The sequence below is a fragment of the Pseudomonas sp. HMWF006 genome, from assembly GCF_003061205.1.
Lineage (GTDB): Bacteria > Pseudomonadota > Gammaproteobacteria > Pseudomonadales > Pseudomonadaceae > Aquipseudomonas > Aquipseudomonas monsensis.
The window spans coordinates 36,587-54,449 of the sequence record NZ_QAIU01000422.1 but is presented as its reverse complement, the minus strand read 5'-3'; the positions used below and the strand labels follow the sequence as shown (position 1 = coordinate 54,449).

At 60.0% G+C, this 17,863-nt stretch carries 17 protein-coding genes; 12 read left to right on the top strand and 5 right to left on the bottom strand.

Translation table 11 applies throughout. From position 1 onward, the window contains the following. Positions 1 to 141 precede the first annotated feature (141 nt). From DBR24_RS17680 to DBR24_RS17650, 7 genes are all read left to right on the top strand, one after another. Positions 142 to 1,047 carry a helix-turn-helix domain-containing protein gene (locus DBR24_RS17680; protein WP_128615388.1) on the top strand — a complete coding sequence of 302 codons (906 nt, stop codon included), beginning with the start codon at positions 142 to 144 and terminating at the stop codon, positions 1,045 to 1,047. Between the two features lie 390 nt (positions 1,048 to 1,437). Further along, the gene (pstS, locus tag DBR24_RS17675; RefSeq protein ID WP_128615387.1) at positions 1,438 to 2,469 is read left to right on the top strand and encodes a phosphate ABC transporter substrate-binding protein PstS; all 1,032 of its coding nucleotides are present in this window, start codon (positions 1,438 to 1,440) and stop codon (positions 2,467 to 2,469) included. 74 nt (positions 2,470 to 2,543) lie between these two features. Further along, a complete protein-coding gene (gene pstC, locus DBR24_RS17670) occupies positions 2,544 to 3,509 on the top strand; it encodes a phosphate ABC transporter permease subunit PstC (RefSeq protein WP_123468822.1) in 966 nt (321 codons plus the stop codon). Next, a complete protein-coding gene (gene pstA / locus DBR24_RS17665; RefSeq protein ID WP_123468820.1) occupies positions 3,509 to 4,402 on the top strand; it encodes a phosphate ABC transporter permease PstA in 894 nt (297 codons plus the stop codon). Before pstC ends, pstA begins: the two co-directional genes overlap by 1 nt. 75 nt (positions 4,403 to 4,477) lie before the next feature. Continuing rightward, positions 4,478 to 5,239 carry a phosphate ABC transporter ATP-binding protein PstB gene (gene pstB, locus DBR24_RS17660; protein WP_217890363.1) on the top strand — a complete coding sequence of 254 codons (762 nt, stop codon included), beginning with the start codon at positions 4,478 to 4,480 and terminating at the stop codon, positions 5,237 to 5,239. Positions 5,240 to 5,341: 102 nt separating this feature from the next. Then, positions 5,342 to 6,040 carry a hypothetical protein gene (locus tag DBR24_RS17655; RefSeq protein ID WP_128615386.1) on the top strand — a complete coding sequence of 233 codons (699 nt, stop codon included), beginning with the start codon at positions 5,342 to 5,344 and terminating at the stop codon, positions 6,038 to 6,040. Beyond that, positions 6,040 to 6,672 (top strand): hypothetical protein, encoded by a 633-nt coding sequence (locus DBR24_RS17650; protein WP_128615385.1) that lies wholly within the window; start codon positions 6,040 to 6,042, stop codon positions 6,670 to 6,672. Before DBR24_RS17655 ends, DBR24_RS17650 begins: the two co-directional genes overlap by 1 nt. 82 nt (positions 6,673 to 6,754) lie before the next feature. Here DBR24_RS17650 and DBR24_RS17645 read toward each other — a convergent pair whose 3' ends face one another. Together DBR24_RS17645 and DBR24_RS17640 are read right to left on the bottom strand one after the other, a co-directional pair. After that, a complete protein-coding gene (locus DBR24_RS17645; protein ID WP_123468813.1) occupies positions 6,755 to 7,999 on the bottom strand; it encodes a saccharopine dehydrogenase family protein in 1,245 nt (414 codons plus the stop codon). Between the two features lie 29 nt (positions 8,000 to 8,028). Continuing rightward, entirely contained in the window at positions 8,029 to 9,126 is a 1,098-nt protein-coding gene (locus tag DBR24_RS17640) for a carboxynorspermidine decarboxylase (protein WP_123468812.1), read from the bottom strand. Positions 9,127 to 9,355: 229 nt separating this feature from the next. Here DBR24_RS17640 and DBR24_RS17635 point away from each other — a divergent pair, with 229 nt between their 5' ends. Next, positions 9,356 to 10,273: a LysR family transcriptional regulator gene (locus DBR24_RS17635; protein WP_128615384.1), complete on the top strand. Its 918-nt coding sequence runs from the start codon at positions 9,356 to 9,358 to the stop codon at positions 10,271 to 10,273. Positions 10,274 to 10,342: 69 nt separating this feature from the next. On the opposite strand, the gene DBR24_RS17630 is transcribed toward DBR24_RS17635, so the two are convergent. Genes DBR24_RS17630 through DBR24_RS17620 form a run of 3 tightly spaced genes read right to left on the bottom strand, consistent with a single transcriptional unit; the run spans position 10,343 to position 14,330 of the window. Next, positions 10,343 to 12,598: a molybdopterin cofactor-binding domain-containing protein gene (locus DBR24_RS17630; RefSeq protein ID WP_128615383.1), complete on the bottom strand. Its 2,256-nt coding sequence runs from the start codon at positions 12,596 to 12,598 to the stop codon at positions 10,343 to 10,345. Next, complete coding sequence (locus DBR24_RS17625; protein WP_128615382.1) at positions 12,595 to 13,059, bottom strand: (2Fe-2S)-binding protein; 465 nt, start codon at positions 13,057 to 13,059, stop codon at positions 12,595 to 12,597. Before DBR24_RS17625 ends, DBR24_RS17630 begins: the two co-directional genes overlap by 4 nt. Further along, complete coding sequence (locus tag DBR24_RS17620; RefSeq protein ID WP_128615381.1) at positions 13,056 to 14,330, bottom strand: cytochrome c; 1,275 nt, start codon at positions 14,328 to 14,330, stop codon at positions 13,056 to 13,058. The genes DBR24_RS17625 and DBR24_RS17620 overlap by 4 nt, the downstream gene beginning before the upstream one ends. 286 nt (positions 14,331 to 14,616) lie before the next feature. Between DBR24_RS17620 and DBR24_RS17615 the strand changes: the two genes are divergently transcribed. The 4 genes from DBR24_RS17615 to DBR24_RS32625 all read left to right on the top strand — a co-directional run. After that, positions 14,617 to 15,261, top strand: coding sequence for a DsbA family oxidoreductase (locus DBR24_RS17615; protein WP_123468802.1), 645 nt, complete (start codon positions 14,617 to 14,619; stop codon positions 15,259 to 15,261). Between the two features lie 39 nt (positions 15,262 to 15,300). Next, the gene (locus tag DBR24_RS17610; protein ID WP_128615380.1) at positions 15,301 to 16,413 is read left to right on the top strand and encodes an alkene reductase; all 1,113 of its coding nucleotides are present in this window, start codon (positions 15,301 to 15,303) and stop codon (positions 16,411 to 16,413) included. Positions 16,414 to 16,463: 50 nt separating this feature from the next. After that, positions 16,464 to 17,606: an FAD binding domain-containing protein gene (locus tag DBR24_RS17605; protein WP_128615379.1), complete on the top strand. Its 1,143-nt coding sequence runs from the start codon at positions 16,464 to 16,466 to the stop codon at positions 17,604 to 17,606. Between the two features lie 106 nt (positions 17,607 to 17,712). Continuing rightward, positions 17,713 to 17,863: LysR family transcriptional regulator (locus DBR24_RS32625; RefSeq protein WP_256591598.1), on the top strand; the 151-nt coding region annotated here is incomplete at its 3' end.

Sequence of the window (17,863 nt, the reverse complement as noted above, 5' to 3'; positions counted from 1 at the left end):
ATAGACGCCGGGGAGGGCGGGTTTCATCTTCCGCCCCTTCCCCTGTGGCGCGTTGACGACTATCTTGGGCGAGCCTTGCAGTTCCATCTATCCACTTTAAGCAGCACCAAAGCGCACCAAAAGAGTGCGCAAGGTCACCTCATGACAACGTGCAATCCGCTCCAGGTTCAAGCGTTCAACACCGCCGATGTAGCCGAACAAATCCGTGCCACACCGGGCTGGGTTCAGCATTACCAACAGATGTCTCCAGGCCATTTCGCCGGGCAGATCCGCTACCTGGATCTGCAAGGTGTGGAGGTCTACGAAGAACAGATGAACACCCGCGTCGAGCAGAATTTCAGTGCGCCGTCGGGGGCCCTGGCGTTCTGTTTCGATCGCAGCGACAACGCGCTGTATCTGCTCAATGAAGAGAGCCGCAACATCTGGATCACCCCGGAGAACTACCAGGAGATCGCGGTGGTGTTCGGCCCGGAATTCGTCCGCCAGCACGGCCTGGACGTGACGAAACTCGAAGGTTTGTTCATGGCGCCGCTCAACTGTGGGCAGAACGCTTTGTTCAGTCGCTGGTTAAGCTCGATTCTCACGAAGTTGACACAAGTTATTGATTCTCCTAGCAAAGAGTCGCTGACTCAGCAGTTGCTCGAGGATTGCCTGTTTATTCTCGACAACGCTCAGGTGTGCCTGGATCGCGGAGGATTGCAGCGGCGTACCGAAGAGCGAACCATCATGAAACGCGTTGGCGACTGGGCCGCCGATTCACCGGAGGAGACGGTGAATCTGCTGGAACTGGCAAACGTTGCGGGCGTTTCACTGCGCCAGTTGCAGCAAGCATTCAAGGCTTACACCGGGATGACGCCGAGCCATTGGCTGCGCCTGCGCCGGCTGAACAGTGCTCGCCGCGAACTGCTCAAGCGCCGGCCAACGGAAACCACGGTGGCCGAGGTGGCGATGCAGTGGTCGTTCTGGCATTTGGGGCGCTTTTCTAGCAGCTATCGCGCTCTGTTCAACGAACTTCCCAGCGAAACCCTCAAGCGTGCCCACCGATAAACAGCCTTGTCATTTCGCCGGAAGTTGGGGTGGGAACAGGGTTTGCAGGACCGCGCCGTGCGCTGGGTCCCATACCCATGGGGTGATACTTAAGAAATCACTTTAAGTGTTGTTCAATTCCTTTTATATCAATGAGTTATCAGATGTTTGTGATGTTGATTGGATCATTTGAGCCGTAGCGGCGGGGCATCCAGCGTTCTGCTGGCCGATGCAATGGTGTGTCGGCTTCAAGCATTGAGGCTATCGAGATCGAGCCTCGGTAAACGCCCACTGTCCGCCAGCAGACCAGCGCTGCGAGCAAAGCCCCACTCGAGATCCTGCAATCCAACATTCATAAAAACTTAACGAAATTGCTGCAGTGTTAAGGGGCCCCTATAAGGAGTTTCCTTGATGAAACGTTTGATCAAGTCTGCTGCGTTCGTTGTGACTGCATCTCTGTTGGCTACCTCGATGTCCTTCGCGGCGGAAAACGTCCGTCTGACAGGCTCCGGCGCCAGTTTTCCGGCTCCGATCTACCTCACCTGGTTCAAGGATTTCAGCAAGAAGTCCGAAGGTGTCACTGTGGATTACCAATCCAAGGGCAGTGGCGCCGGCGTACAGGACTTCTTGAACAAGACCGTTGATTTCGCCGCCAGCGACTCGGCTATGAAAGATGAAGACATTGCCAAGGTGGCCGAAGGCGTGCAGTTGCTGCCGATGACCGCGGGTGAAATCGTGCTGGCGTATAACCTGCCGGGCAATCCCAAGGGGCTGAAACTGCCACGCGACGTCTACTCCAATATCTTTTTGGGCAAGATCACGCGCTGGAACGATCCGCAGATCGCCGCAGCGAACCCGGGCCTGAAACTGGCCGATACGCCGATCACGGTTGTGGTGCGCGCTGACTCCAGCGGTACGACTGCGGTGTTCACCAAACACTTGGCGGCGATCAATCCCGAGTTCAAGCAGGCGCTGGGTGAGGGCAACACGGTCAACTGGCCGGCCAGCGACAAATTCATCAAATCGCCGAAGAATGACGGTGTGACCGCGACCGTGCGCCAGACCCCGGGGGCCATTGGCTACATCGAATACGGCTTCGCCAAACTCGCCAAGGTTGATTTTGCGCAGTTGCAGAACAAGGCCGGTCAGTACGTCGTACCGAACGCGGAAAGCGGTGCCGAGGCACTGGCTGCGGTGAAAATGCCCGAAAGCCTGGTGGCCTGGCTGCCTGATCCTGACGGCGCCAAATCCTACCCGATCACGTCCTACACCTGGATGATCTTCCGCAAGGACAACGGCAATCCGGCCAAGGCCAAAGCCATGCGCGAGATGGTCGAGTACAGCTTGACCGAAGGGCAGAAGATCGCCGACTCGATGGGTTATATCCCTTTGCCGCAATCGGTCGTCGATCAGGTTCGTAAAGCGTCTGCCAATATCCAGTAAGCGCTCGTGAGGTCTCTCTCGGCGTGGGCTTTGCGCCTGGCCGGGAGAGTTTTCCCCCATTGCGGAATCAGCCAATGAACCCACCTTTTGTCGTACCGGTCAATCCGGCTTCCGCGTGCCAACCACCGTCCGCCAAGGACTTTCTGGTCGACCGCATCTTCCGTGCGCTTGCGCAAATAGGCGTGGTGCTGATTCTGGCGTTGGTCTTCGCGCTTATCTTTGAAGTAGGGCGCAAGGCCATTCCCGGCATGGAGAAGCACGGTCTGGATGTGTTGTTGGGGTCCGTCTGGGATGTCAATCAAGGCAAGTACGGCATTCTGCCGGCGATTTGGGGCACGCTCTACAGCGCTTTCATCGCGCTGCTGATCGCCGGTTTTTTCGGCGTCAGCATGGCGATTTTTCTGACCCAGGATTTCCTTCCCGCGCAACTCGCCGCGGTGTTTCGCACCATCGTTGAATTACTCGCTGCCATCCCGAGTGTGGTGTATGGCCTGTGGGGGATCTACGTGGTGATTCCGGCGATTCGGCCGCTGGCAGAGTCGCTGAACAGCGAACTCAGCTGGATACCCTTTTTTGGCACATCGTTGAGCGGGCCCGGGCTGCTGCCGGCGGCGCTGGTGCTGGCGATCATGATTCTGCCGACCATTGCTGCCGTCTCGCAGGACGCCCTCACCGGCGTCCCGATGAAAACCAAGCAGGCCGCCTATGGCATGGGAACCACCCATTGGGAAGCGATTCTCAAGGTCATGGTGCCCTCGGCCGCCACCGGTATCTTCGGTTCCCTGGTGTTGGGGCTGGGCCGCGCGCTCGGTGAAACCATGGCGCTGGCCATGCTGGTGGGCAACGCGAACAACATCTCGCTTTCGCTCTTTGCCCCGGCCAATACCCTGGCCGCCTTGCTGGCATTGAACTTCCCCGAGGCAGGGCCGAACGAGATCGAAGTATTGATGTACGCCGCTCTGGTCCTGATGTTTATCACGCTGCTGGTGAACATCATCGGTTCCATGATCATGGTCTATGCCCAACGGGGTACTAAATAATGACGGACATCACGCCCTCAGCCACTGCATTTCCAAGCCTGCAGCGCAAGTTCGAAGGTCGCGCGCTGCGCAGCCTGGTGTTGACCACACTGGTCTGGGCTGGCGCTCTGTTAGCCAGCGTGCCGTTGATTTCCGTGCTCTACATGCTGATCACACGTGGAGGCGCACGCCTGAACCTGGAAGTGTTCACCGAGCTGCCGCCAACCGGTTTCGAAACCGGTGGTGGCTTCGGCAACGCGATGGCGGGCACGTTCCTTATGGTCGGTATCGCCGCGGCGATCGCGGTGCCGGTCGGTATCATGGCGGCCATCTTTCTGGCTGAACTGGGCCCTGACAGCAAGCTGGCAAACGCCGCACGCTTTGCCGCCAAGATGCTCACGGGGCTGCCCTCCATTCTGGCCGGGGTGTTCGCCTACGCACTGGTCGTGATGACCACCGGCACCTACTCGGCACCTGCCGGGGGCGTGGCACTGGCGGTGCTGATGTTGCCCATCGTCGTGCTGACGGCTGAAGAGTCGATGCGCATGGTGCCGAAAATCATGAAGGATGCCGCCTACGGCATGGGCTGCACCCGCTCGCAGGTCATCTGGAAAATCGTCTTGCCCACCGGCATGCCGGCGATCCTCACCGGGGTCATGCTGGCCGTGGCCCGTGCGGCGGGCGAAACCGCGCCCTTGTTGTTCACGGCGCTGTTCAGCAACTACTGGATCTACCACGACGGCAGCCTGGCGGTCATGAATCCGACGGCCTCGCTCGCCGTGCTGATTTACAACTTCTCCGGCATGCCCTTCGACAACCAGCTCGAACTGGCATGGGCGGCCTCGCTGGTGCTGGTGATGATCGTACTGGTCGTCAATATCGTCAGCCGTATTTTCGGCAAGCCCAAGTACTGAGAACGGAGCATCTGAATCTTGAACGCATCAAATCTGCAAATCGCGGCTCCGTTTGTCACTCAGGCGCCAGTGGTCATGGACTGCAAGCTGGACAAGATTTTCTACGGTAACTTCCTGGCCGTGCGTGACAGCCATGTCCCGATCGAAAAAAACAAGATCACCGGTTTCATCGGACCGTCGGGTTGCGGCAAAAGCACCGTGCTGCGCAGCCTCAATCGGATGAACGATCTGGTCAAAGGTTTTCGCTTTGAAGGGCACGTGCATTTCCTCGGGCAAGACGTTTATGGAAAGGGCGTCGATCCAGTGGTCGTGCGTCGTTATATCGGCATGGTGTTTCAACAGCCGAACCCGTTCTCGATGAGCATTTTCGACAACGTTGCATTCGGCCTGCGCCTCAATCGCTACAAGGGCGACCTGGGCGACCGCGTGAAACACGCCTTGCAGGGCGCCGCGCTGTGGGATGAGGTCAAGGACAAGCTCAAGGTCAGCGGCCTGTCGCTGTCCGGCGGCCAGCAGCAACGGCTGTGCATCGCCCGCGCCATCGCCACCGAACCGGAAGTGTTGTTGCTCGACGAACCGTGCTCGGCGCTTGACCCGATCGCGACCCGACGGGTTGAGGAATTGATGATCGAGTTGAAGAAGGACTACACCATCGCCCTGGTGACCCACAACATGCAGCAGGCCATCCGCGTCGCCGACACCACGGCCTTTTTCTCGGTGGATATTTCCCAGGGCACGCGCACCGGCTATCTGGTCGAGATGGGCCCGACCACGCAAATTTTCGATAGCCCGCGGGAAAAAATGACCGAGGACTACATCAGCGGCAAGTTCAGCTAGACCAACGATCTCCTTGCACAGACCGCATCCGCCGGCGGGCAGGGTGTCCGCGCGGTGGTTCGGTCGTTTGACCTTTTTGTTCAGCGTTTCTCAGGATTGCCAATGTCTGCAACGCCTCGTCTTGATTTGCCAGCGATTGAACGGGTACTGCGAGAGGTGCAGGGCCGTTTTGCCGAGCTCAGCAGGCACTTTACCGAGCCGCGCGATCCCTTCACCGACGAAGTGCTACACAATGTGCTTGAAGGCTATGCGCTGATTGACGACTATGTGGCTCGCGGTGTCGACCTGTTCGACCTTCAGCAACTGAACCTGATGCTGGAGATCAATGCCACCGTCCTTTGTGGCCGGGATCCGGTACGCCGACTGGAGTACGCCCAACATCTGGCGGCTACCGAAGCGCACTTCTTCAACAACGTTGAGGGCGGCATCAAGGACTTGTTCAATTGGTACTGCGCCTATCGCAGTGAATCCGTCTGGAAGCGTGCGGCCGGTGTCTATGTGCGCATCCTCAGCAAGCCGCAATTGTTTATCGAGGGCAATAACCGCAGTGGTTCGCTCATCGTCAGCTATTTGCTCATGCGGGCGGGGTTACCCCCGTTCGTGCTGACGCTGGAAAACGCCGAGGGTTACTTCAATCCGTCCTCGGTCATCCGCAACTCCGCCAAGCACGGGATCAAGGCGTTGTATGAATTGCCGAAAATCAAGAAAAAGTATGCAGCCTTCCTCGAAGGTCAGGCGCCTGAGTCGATGAACTTTCTACTCAAGAACAAGGCCTTGCCCGTCTTTCAGGGTGGGCATTGATGAACGGTCAGCCACTCTCCGTCAGGTACCGGGCTTCCGCCAGCCGGGTCTGGCAGGCCATCGCCGGCGCGATGCCGATGCACCTGTTCAGTCGCCCGCGTATCCGGGTTTCGTTCGATATCGACGACACGCTGGCCTGCCAGCTCCATCACTGCGCAGTCGAGCACAGCTGGTTGCCGGCCTGTGTGCACCGTTGGCTGGGCGAACCGCTGCGAACCGGCACGCGCTCATTGACCCGCGAGTTGCGCCGCCAGGGCTGCAGTATCTGGGTCTACACGTCGTCCGGGCGGACACCGGCCTATATCAGGCGTTGGCTGTTGCTGTATGGCATCCGCGTCGACGGGGTCGTCAACAGTGTGCTGCATAACCAGGCGTTGACGACCAAGGGGCTGTCAAACGGTCCGTCGAAATTTCCCCCGGCCTTCGATATCGACTTGCACGTCGATGACTCCGAGGGCGTGCGCACGGAAGGCCATGCTCACGGTTTTCGCGTGGTTGTCGTGCACCCGGAGGATGAGCACTGGGCACAGCGAGTGCTGGAGGCCGTCGCTGATGTGCAGGCACTGCTCACCCGGCAACAAGAGGTCAGGCGCAAGAGCCCCGTGCGGCAATGTTCAGAGGCCGTGTCCTGATTTTTCAGTGCCTGCAAAAACGCCGCTCAATGAGCGGCGTTTTTTGTAGCGGACCTTAAAGCGTCGCTGGACGTTGCGAGCCTCAGGCTACGCCATTCCAGGGACGATCTCCGTGCTCATCCTTGATGCGGGTCGGCAGGCCCATGACATCCAGCGCGTTGAGGAACGGCTCAGCCGGCAGTTCCTCGACGTTGACCATGCGCTGCACATCCCACTCGCCGCGAGCGACCAGCAGGGCGGCGGCAACCGGCGGTACGCCAGCGGTGTAGGAAATGCCCTGGCTGTCGGTTTCGGCAAAGGCTTCCTCGTGGTCGGCCACGTTGTAGATGAACACTTCGCGCGACTGACCATCCTTGGTGCCTTTGACCAGATCACCGATGCAGGTCTTGCCGGTGTAGCCGGGCGCCAGCGAACTCGGGTCAGGCAGCACGGCCTTGACCACTTTCAGCGGCACGACTTCCAGGCCTTCGGCGGTCTTGACCGGTTGTTCGGACAGCAGGCCGAGGTTCTTGAGAACCGTGAACACGTTGATGTAGTGCTCGCCGAAGCTCATCCAGAAACGCACGTTGGGCACGTTCAGATTCTTCGACAGCGAGTGCACTTCGTCGTGACCGGTCAGGTACAGGTTCTGCGACCCTACGACCGGCAGGTCGTCGGTACGTTTGACTTCGAACATGGTGTTGCTGGTCCACTGGCTGTTCTGCCAGCTCCACACCTGCCCGGTGAATTCACGGAAATTGATTTCCGGATCGAAATTGGTGGCGAAATATTTGCCATGGGAACCGGCATTGACGTCGAGAATGTCGATCGAATCAATGCGGTCGAAATACTGTTGTTGCGCCAGTGCTGCATAGGCATTGACCACACCCGGGTCGAAGCCCACACCGAGAATGGCGGTGATGTTCTTCTCTTGGCACTCTGCGAGGTGGTTCCACTCATAGTTGCCATACCAAGGCGGGGTTTCGCAGATTTTGCCCGGCTCTTCATGAATGGCAGTGTCGAGATAAGCGACGCCGGTATCGATGCAGGCACGCAGCACCGACATGTTGAGGAACGCGGAGCCGACGTTGATGACGATCTGGGATCCGGTTTCGCGGATCAGCGCTTTGGTCGCCTCGACATCCAGGGCATTGAGCGAGAAAGCTTTGATGTCGGCGGGTTGTTTGAGGCTACCCTTGGCCTTGACGCTGTCGATGATGGCCTGGCATTTGGAGATGTTGCGCGACGCGATAGCGATACGACCGAGTTCATCGTTATGCTGCGCGCACTTGTGGGCCACCACCTTAGCGACACCTCCTGCACCAATGATAAGAACGTTCTTTTTCAATTGCTTTTTCTCTCCTTTATCTGTCCGTTTCAAGAAAGGCTGGACAGGTAGTCTTCGTAACCGAATTGGCGAACCACTTCGACGGTACCATCGAGTTGTTTCACAACGATGGATGGCATTTTCAGGCCGTTGAACCAGTTCTTTTTGACCATGGTGTAGCCGGCGGTATCAATAAATGACAGTCGATCGCCAATGGCCAGCGGACGGTCAAATTGGTACTCGCCGAAGATGTCTCCGGCCAGGCACGATTTGCCGCACACCATGTAGGTATGTTCACCCTCGCTCGGTGCCAGCTTGGCGTTGAGGCGATAGATCAACAGGTCGAGCAAGTGGGCTTCAATGGAGCTGTCCACCACCGCCAGGTGCTTGCCGTTGTAGAGGGTGTCGAGCACGGTGACTTCGAGCGAGGCACTGTTAGTGATCGCCGCTTCGCCAGGTTCGAGGTAGACCTGCACGCCGTACTTTTGCGAGAACGCCTTGAGACGTGCGCAGAACGCGTCCAGCGCATAGCCTTCACCGGTGAAGTGAATGCCGCCGCCCAGGCTGACCCAGCTGACTTTGTGCAGCAGCTCACCGAAGCGTTCTTCGATGGTGCAGAGCATTTGGTCGAACAGGCCAAAGTCGCCGTTCTCGCAGTTGTTGTGAAACATGAAACCGGAGATCTGGTCGATGACGCCTTCGATCTTCTGCGGGTCCCACTCGCCCAGACGGCTGAACGGACGCGCCGGGTCGGCCAGCAGATAATCGGAGCTGCTGACTTGAGGGTTGACCCGCAGGCCGCGGACTTTGCCTTCGGAGCGCTCGGCAAAGCGTTGCAGCTGGCTGATGGAATTGAAGATGATCTTGTCGCAGTTGGCGAGCATCTCCTCGATCTCATCGTCGGCCCATGCCACGCTGTAAGCATGGGTTTCGCCTTCAAACTTCTGGCGGCCGAGCTTGAGCTCGTACAGCGACGACGACGTGGTGCCGTCCATGTATTGCTGCATCAGGTCGAACACCGACCAGGTTGCGAAGCACTTGAGCGCGAGCAGGGCTTTGGCCCCGGACTGTTCGCGCACGTACGCAATCTTCTGCATGTTGGTCAGCAGTTTCTGTTTGTCGATGAGGTAGTACGGCGTTTTGATCATTTCGAGGCCTCCGGCAAGGCCAGCCAAAAAAGGATGCGCATTGTGCCCGGACTGACCACATATCGAAAGAGCAGAGCGCATGGAGCACTGATTTAATCCGCCCGATTTTGCTCGGCACGCGCCGGGAAGTGCAATGCCACGGGTCGCTCTGGTCGTCTGGTCGTGGTATCTCGTCGGGCGTGCATGGGCGCAATGTTCAACATGAATCACGGGTGAAGCAGGGAGTGTCATGGACAAGTTGCTCGCATTGAAGATGTTCGTCCAGGCGGTGGATTCAAAGGGCTTTTCGTCTGCCGCTCGACAACTGGGGCTGGCGACATCGTCGGTGACGCGGATGATCGATGCACTCGAGGCGGAACTGGGCGCGGTCCTGCTGAATCGGTCCACGCGGCAAATCTCGTTATCCGATGCCGGCGCCGCCTACTACTTGAAAGCGCGGGAGGTGCTCAACGCTGTCGCCGAGGCGGATGCGTCGGTCACTGATCGCGGGGAGCTGCCGGCAGGGCATCTGCGTATTTCCGTGCCCGTCGCGCTGGGCCGCCGTCTGATTGCGCCTCATATCGCTTCGCTGTTGAAGCGTTACCCGCAACTCGTGCTGGACATGACGCTCTCTGATGACATCGTTGAATTGCTGGGGGAGCGCGTCGACCTGGCGATCCGGTTGGGATCGGCAGCCGCCATGGACGGTGTTGTCAGTCGTCCCGTCGGTCATTTTCGACGCCGGGTGGTGGCCAGCGCGGAGTATCTGAATACGCGGGGTTTTCCGAAGCATCCCATGGACCTCGTGCAGCACGAGTGCCTGCGCTTCAGTTATGGCCCAAAGCAACAGGTCTGGACGTTCTTGAAGGACGGTGAGGCGACGCGGGTACTGATTGAGGGCCACTTCAAAAGCAACAATGCCGAGGTGTTGCGCGAGGTGGCGCTGGCAGGCGGCGGAGTGGCGCTGTTACCTGACTGGCTGGTCGACGACGATATCGGTCGTGGTGATCTGACGTCGTTGTTCGAGTCATTTGTGATCAATCCGAACGATGCCAGTTCAGCGATTTCCGCCCTGTACCTTCCCAATCACCGTGGTTCCAAACGCGTTAATGCATTTATTGATTTCGTCAGCGAGTTGCTCGGGCCTGAAGGCCTGGTCGTGCGCTGATCGTCTCGTGGTCGCCGGGCGGTGCAAGTGATCCTTCACCGCCCGTTTTCCATTCGGATGGCCCATCGGTCATGATCCCAGTGCATCCTGCCAGCCACGCCGCGCCAGTGGCAGGTCCAGCAAGCGCTTGCCGGTTGCATCACTGATGGCGTTGCCCAGTGCTGCGGCCATGGGACCCTGGACGATTTCCGCCGCCCCGAGAAAGGGCTGCCCCGGCTGATCAAGCATGTGCACCTCGACCTGTTGCGGCAAATCCGGAAAACGCATGATCGGGTAGCCGCTCCAGTCGAAGCTGTGCAGGCCGCTGGCGTCATAGAGGATTCGTTCATAGAGCGTCCAGCTGGCGGATTGCACGATGCCGCCCTGGATCTGGTTGAGCAGTCCGTCCGGGCTGACAATTTGCCCCACGTCGACGGCGGCGACTACGCGATCAATCGTCACCTGTCCGGTCTGGCGCTGTATGTGCAACTGCACAGCGATCGCGCAATAGCCCATGATGTTTTTGTAACGGGCAAAGGCGAAACCGATGCCGCTGCCCGGCCCCGTGGCTTTTTGCGGCCAGCGGAACTCAGCGGCCACACGCTCCACCACCGCCCGCGCGCGCGGATCGCTCAAGTGGTTCAGGCGAAACTGCACCGGGTCGACGCTGGCCCGCGCTGCCAGTTCATCGACAGTACTTTCGATCGCGAACACGTTGATATGGGCACCGAGCGAACGCATGGCCGAGGTCCTGAATGGCATGCTCAGCACAAAGTTCAGATCGACCTTGAGGTTGGGGGTCTCATACAACGGAACGGCATTACGGTCGCCGTCACCCTCGGGCTGGGCGATCGGCACGGAAGGTGCCGGCGTGAAGGGCTTGGCCAACAGCCACGCCGGCAGCAGGCGCCCGGCATTGACGATACGTTCGTTGTGCGGGGTACTCCAGAGTTCGTATTTCCAGTCACGCAGCTGCTTGCCCTCATCCAGTTCCGCCTGCACCTCGACCAGCATGGCGGAGCTGTAGGGTTCCCAGAGGTTTTCCTGCTCGCGCATCCATTGCAGCCGAATCGGTTTGCCAGGCAGCGCCATGGCGATCAGTGCCGCGTCGGCGGCGGCGTCATCGGCGCCATTGTGGCCATAGCAACCGGAACCTTCGGCGTGGATACAGCGGACTTGCGTCACTGGCAGTCCCAGCATTTCGGCGATACCCGCACGCAACGGGTAGACACCTTGAGAGTGGGTCCACACGGTCAGTGTGCCGTCCCTGAACCAGGCCACTGCGCAGGATGGCCCGATGGAACCGTGCATCAGGTATTGCTTGGTGACCCGCGCTTTGTAGGTGTGCGGCCCCGGTTGCGCGAGGCTGCCCTTGGCACTCACCGGGTAGCGACGGGCAGGCAATTGGGTGAGCAGTTGATGAATGTGCGCCGAGTCGGGCAGGGGATTACCTTCAGTCCAGCGGGCGGCGGCATAGCCTTCGCGCATCGCTTTGATCGCCAGCCACTCATCGCTGGCGACCACGGCGAGGTAGCTGCCGTTGCGGATCAGTTTCACCACGCCGGGAAGCTTCGTGAGGGCAGCTTCGTCAATGTCCAGCAACTGACTGCCGCGCCGGGGCGGTCGTATCACCCGCGCGTGCAACATGTCGGGCAGGCGCATGTCCTGCACATAGGCCGCACCGCCGCTGACCTTGGCTGGAATGTCCAGGCGCGGCAACGACTGGCCGATCAGAGTGAAGCGGTCGGCGGGCTTGAGCGGGGAACTGGCTGAAGCGAAACGATGCAGTTGTACCCCGGCCACTGCCTGCGCGTAAGTCATGCTGCGACCTTGCGCACCGTGGATCACCGCATCCCGCGTGGTCAGGCTGTCGACGCTGATCTGCCATTGCCGTGCTGCGGATTCGAGTAACAACTGCCGAACCTGAGCCGCGGCGTTGAACAGCGCAGTGCCGCTGTCGACGATCGTATGGCTGCCGGCGGTGTAGCCTTCGTTGGGCGTCAACGCGGTGTCGGCCGTGAGAAAACGGATGAGTGCCGGCGGCACTTCCAGGCGTTCGGCGGCGATCTGCAGGAGCGCCGTTTTAACACCGGTGCCCAGCTCCACTTTGCCGGTGTAGACGGTGATGCCATTTTTTTCGTCGATGCGGATCCAGGCGTCCAGATAGGGCGTGGCGCGCAGGCTGCCGGGCAGATCCGGCGCCAGGATTGCCGTGCCCAAAGTGTCCACCTCGGTGTCGGCGAAGGCGCGGGGAATGCCCGGAAGTATCGCGAACCCCATCATCAGTGTGCCGTTTATCACGAAAGCGCGGCGGCTCAGATTGACGTTGTCTGCGCGCTGTTTCATACCTTGCCTCCCTGCGCGACGACCGCCTTGATCGCGGCGAAGATCCGCACATGCGTGCCGCAGCGGCACAAGTTGGGCGCCATGTGGCGGCGGATCGTGTCATCGTCTGGATGAGGGTTGCTTTCCAATAGCGCCTGCGCCCGAACGATCATTCCGGCGATGCAATAACCACACTGGGCGGCTTGTTCATTGATAAAGGCTTTCTGCAGTGGCCCCGGCTGGTCGATGCTGCCCAGGCTCTCGACGGTGCGTACCGATTTGCCCGCCAGCGCACCGCAAGGCGTCACGCAGGAAAACACCGGTTTGTCGTCGACCAGCACGGTGCAGGCGCCGCACTGACCCAGGCCACAGCCGTATTTCGCACCGTTGAGCCCTACCTGGTTGCGCAAGGCATAGAGCAGGGGCATGTCGTCTGCGATATCCAGTTGGTGCGTCTTGCCGTTGATGTCGAGTGTGATCACGGTTGCTGCTCCTGAGCCCGAATGCTTTTGATGGTCTTGTCGAGATCCGTCCAGGGGCGGTTGGCACAACTTTCGTTGCGCAAGTACTCGGCAAGTGCAGCCACATGGCTGTCGTCCAGGCTATGGGCGAAGGCGGGCATGTAGTGGCTGGAAGCGGCGCTGGACATCGGGATGCCCTGCAGGATGGTCTGAATCAAATTGCGTGGTGAATCAGCCAGCACCGCCGAGGTGGTCGCCAGTGCCGGCCGCGATTCGATGACGCGCATCGGCGCGGCGCGGCCGTGGCAACCGGCGCAGGCGCCGTCGAACAACGCTGCGCCCGCAAGCGCCTTGGCGTTCGGTTTGACAGCAGAAGTGCAGGGCGCTGACGGGGCATCCGCCGAGGTCTTCTTCAGATCAAGAATGTACTGCGCGATGGCATGGGCGTCTTCCGCCGGCAAACGAGCGATGCTCAGGCTGACCGGCAACATCGGACCCGCTGCGGCGCCGTGCCCCTCAGCGACTTCCCCCGTGAGATAGGCGACCAGTTGTGCTTCATTCCAGGGGTGGTGCGCCTCGCTCATGCCGCGCAAGGCCGGGGCTGTCCAGCCGTCGACGACACCGCCGTTGAACAATTCGCTGCCTTTCTCCCCGCCAATCAGATTCAGGGGCGAATGGCAGGATGAACAGTGCCCCGGCCCCTCGACCAGATAGCGTCCGCGGTTCCATTGTGCTGAACGGTCGGGAACCGGCACCAGCGGTTGGCCATGCAGGAACAGCAAGTTCCAGAAAGACACCAGCGGCCGGAAGTTCATGGGGAACACCATGTGATTGTCCGGTGCGGTGTATTTGATCGGGTCCACGCTCATCAGGTAGGCATAGGCGTCGGCGATATCGGCATCGCTCATTTTCCGGTAATGCACGTAGGGGAAGGCCGGATAGAGAAAGTGGCCGTCACGCGCGATGCCTTCGCGCATGGCCCGCTCGAAGGCGTCCAGTGACCATTGGCCGATACCGGATTGCGGGTCCGGGGTAATGTTGGTGGTGAAGAGGGTTCCGAAGGGCGTGACCAGCGGCAAACCGCCAGCCATGTAGGCGCCACCAGGCCGTGTGTGACAGACCGCACAGTCGCCCGCTTCGACGACTCGGCGGCCTCTGTCGAGCGCCTCGCGATCGGCCTTCAGGGTTTGGCTGACAGGGGCAATTTCCGGCCTCCACATCATCCACAAGGCAAATCCCGCCCCCGCAACGGCGATTGCCAGAACGGCCCCGATGATCGTCTTGCGCTTCATCGCCTTACCTCTCGAGCTGAATAAACGACAGTGGTTTCAATCCGCGACGTGCCCTTGGTGTACGGCGGTTTTCATCGACTGAGCTTAGAGAGGACGGTTGTGACGGAGTACCCCAGCCAGGCGCAACGCTACATTGCGCCAGACGCAACGGGCGCAATGTCAGCATCAGGCGTGATCGGCTCAGCGTTGCGTTTGGCGAAAAACAACGTTGTGCAACAGGTGGATTCTCGGGCGGCGCCCGGACACCTACCTTGGGGGGGTGCAACATTCAACCACGGAGCCCCTCATGAGCATGCACTCATCCACGATTCAGGTGACTTACGACTTCATCTGCCCATGGTGCTGGATCGGTGAGGAAAATCTCGAACGCGCACTGGCCGCCACGGGCTTTTCAACCAGCCACTCCATCCGTTTCCTGCCTTATCAGTTGAACCCGGACATGCCTGTTCAAGGCATGGATCGCAAAGCCTATCGCTCTGGCAAGTTCGGCAGCTGGGCACGTAGCCAGGCGCTGGACGCTCAGGTCACCCACGCCGGTAAGGCTGTCGGCCTTGAGTTCGATTATGAGCGCGTCGAAAAAACGCCCAACACGCTCGCCGCGCATCGCTTGGTATGGCGTGAGCAACAGGCGGGCAGGGACGCGTCCCCGCTGGTCAGGGCCATTTTCAAGGCGTATTTCGGCGCAGGGCGGGACATCGGCGACCTTACGGTACTGGCTGACATCTGTGCCGAAACCGGGCAGGACCGAGGCGCCATTGTCGATTTCCTCAAGGCCGATGAAGGCACAGCGCAAGTCTTGGCACTCGAAGCCCGATCCAAGGCGTCCGGTCTGCGCTCGGTGCCGACTGTGCAGATCGCCGATGACGTCATCAACGGCGCCCAACCCATCGAAATAATGATCCAGATACTGGAACGCAACCAGGCCGCCTGAGGCGTCTGTTCAGTCCCTCCCCATACAGGAAAAATCATCATGACTCAGCACTTGTTCAGCCCGATCAAGCTCGGCCAACTCAGCTTGAAGCACCGCGTCGCCATGGCACCACTGACTCGCTCGCGGGCGGGCCAACCGGGCAACGTCCCCACATCAATGAACGTCGAGTATTACCGTCAGCGTGCCAGTGCCGCTTTGATCATTACCGAGGCGACCCAGATTTCGCAGCAGGGCCAGGGTTACGCCTGGACGCCCGGCATCCATAGCGACGAGCAGATAGAAGGCTGGAAGGCTGTCAGCGAGGCCGTACACGCAGAAGGCGGGCGCATTTTCCTGCAACTGTGGCATGTGGGCCGAGTGTCGCACCCGGTGTTCCAGCCCAACGGCGGCTTGCCGGTGGCGCCGACCGCGCAGCCGGTGCCCGGCAAGACTTTTATCTTGAACGAACGGGGCGAGGGCGTCTGGGGCGATGTGCCTGTCCCGCAAGCGCTGGACATTCCAGGCATCGAAGCAATCATCGCCGACTTCCGCGCCGCCGCCCGTAACGCGATGCTCGCCGGTATGGATGGCGTGGAAATTCACGCGGGCAATGGCTACCTGCTCGACCAGTTCATTAACAGTGCCAGCAATCAGCGCAGTGACCGCTACGGTGGAAGCATCGAAAACCGTGCACGCTTGCTGCTTGAAGTCGTCGATGCCGTGACTGCACAAATCGGTGCCGAGCGGGTTGCCGTTCGCCTGACACCGATGGGACGTTTCATGGGAATGGGCGATGACACCCCGGAGCAAACCTTTGGCTACATTGCATCCCGGCTCAATCATTGGGATCTGGCTTACCTGCACCTGGTTGAACCGATGATGGTCGGCACCGTGCTCGATGAAAGTAACGATCCACGCTGGGATGCGATCATCAAGCAACTGCGTGCGCAGTTTCACGGCGTTCTGATGTTGGCCGGAGGCTACAGCGGCGAAACCGCCGAGCAGGCCATTGCGCAGGGCCGTGCGGACATCATCGCGTTTGGTCGTCCGTTTATTGCCAACCCTGACTTGCCCACGCGCTTGCGCGGTCGCAAGCCACTCAACGTTGCCGACGGCAACAGCTTTTTTGGCGGCGACGCCAAGGGCTACATCGACTATCCGGTGTTGGCATGAGCCATCGCTCAACGGAGTCTGGGGAATCACCCGGCAACGAGGAGAAAGCTATGAAGAGTTCAGGCGTTTCGAAGGCCTTGGTCATTGGTGGTTCTCTGGGAGGGCTGTTCGCCGCCACGGCATTGCGCGCGATCGGTTGGCAGGTCGATATTTACGAGCGATCTCCCGCCGCGCTGGATAGCCGCGGCGGAGGCATCGTTCTGCAAGCGGATGTCTTGCACCATTTTCGTTATGCGGGCATTCATCCTGCCGGGGCGCTCGGGGTCCGTTCCCATGATCGGCTTTATCTGGATCGGGCAGGCAGCGTCGTGCATAAAGAGCCGATGCCGCAAACCCAGACGTCCTGGAACGCCCTGTACAGCTCATTACTGTCTGCATTTCCTGCCGAGCATTATCACCGTGGCAAGACGTTGGTCGATCTGACGCAGAATGAGCACCGCGTCACGGCGATGTTTGCCGATGGCAGCGCTGCCGAGGGCGATTTGCTGATTGGCGCTGATGGCGCGGGGTCGAGCGTGCGCAGCGTGGTGCTGCCCGGCGCGGCGCCTGCCTACTCGGGGTATGTGGTGTGGCGTGGGCTGGTCGATGAACAGCAGCTGCCAGACTTCGCCAAGACACAGCTTTACGAGGACTTTGTTTTTCAGCAAGACCCTGAATCGCTGATGCTCGAATACATGGTGCCGGGTGTGAGTGGCTCCGTTAAGCCTGGCGAGCGTCGGTTCAACTGGCTGTGGTATTTGAAAGCGGCACCAGGGCCGGAACTGGATGCCGTGCTCACTGACAACAACGGCCGTCGGCGCAGCCACTCGATTCCACCCGGGACCTTGGCCGCTGGACAGGAGGCTTACATCCGGGAAATGGCTGAGCGGCTGGTGAACCCGGCTTTTCGCGAGCTGATTCGCCAGACCCGGGACATTTTTGTGCAAGCGATCCTTGATTTCCAAATCCCGCAAATGGTGTTCGGTCGCGTGCTGTTGACGGGCGACGCCGCGTTTGTGCCGCGTCCTCATACCGCCGGCAGCACAGCCAAGGCTGCCCGCAACGCACTGTCCCTGGCGCAAACCATCGACGACTCCGGCGACCTCGATCATGCCCTGTTGGCCTGGCAGCAACAGCAACTTGCAGAAGGCCGGCGCATGGGGGATTGGGGCGTGAGCATGGGCAATCGGATCATGGGGATTGCCCAGGCCTGACAGCGCGGGCTGTGGGCGGTGATCCAACAGAGCACAGCCATGCAAGACTCGCGCTGCCGGGTCGTGCACAGTCGCTGTGTTTACCTTTCGATTCCGGAATCAGGACATGGATAAGTTGCTGGCGCTGAAGATGTTTGTCGAAACGGTGCGCTGTGGCGGTTACTCATCTGCAGCGCGCAAGCTTGGCATCTCGACTTCATCGGTGACGCGACAAGTCGCGGGGCTGGAGAGTGAGCTGGGCGCCAGCCTGCTCAACC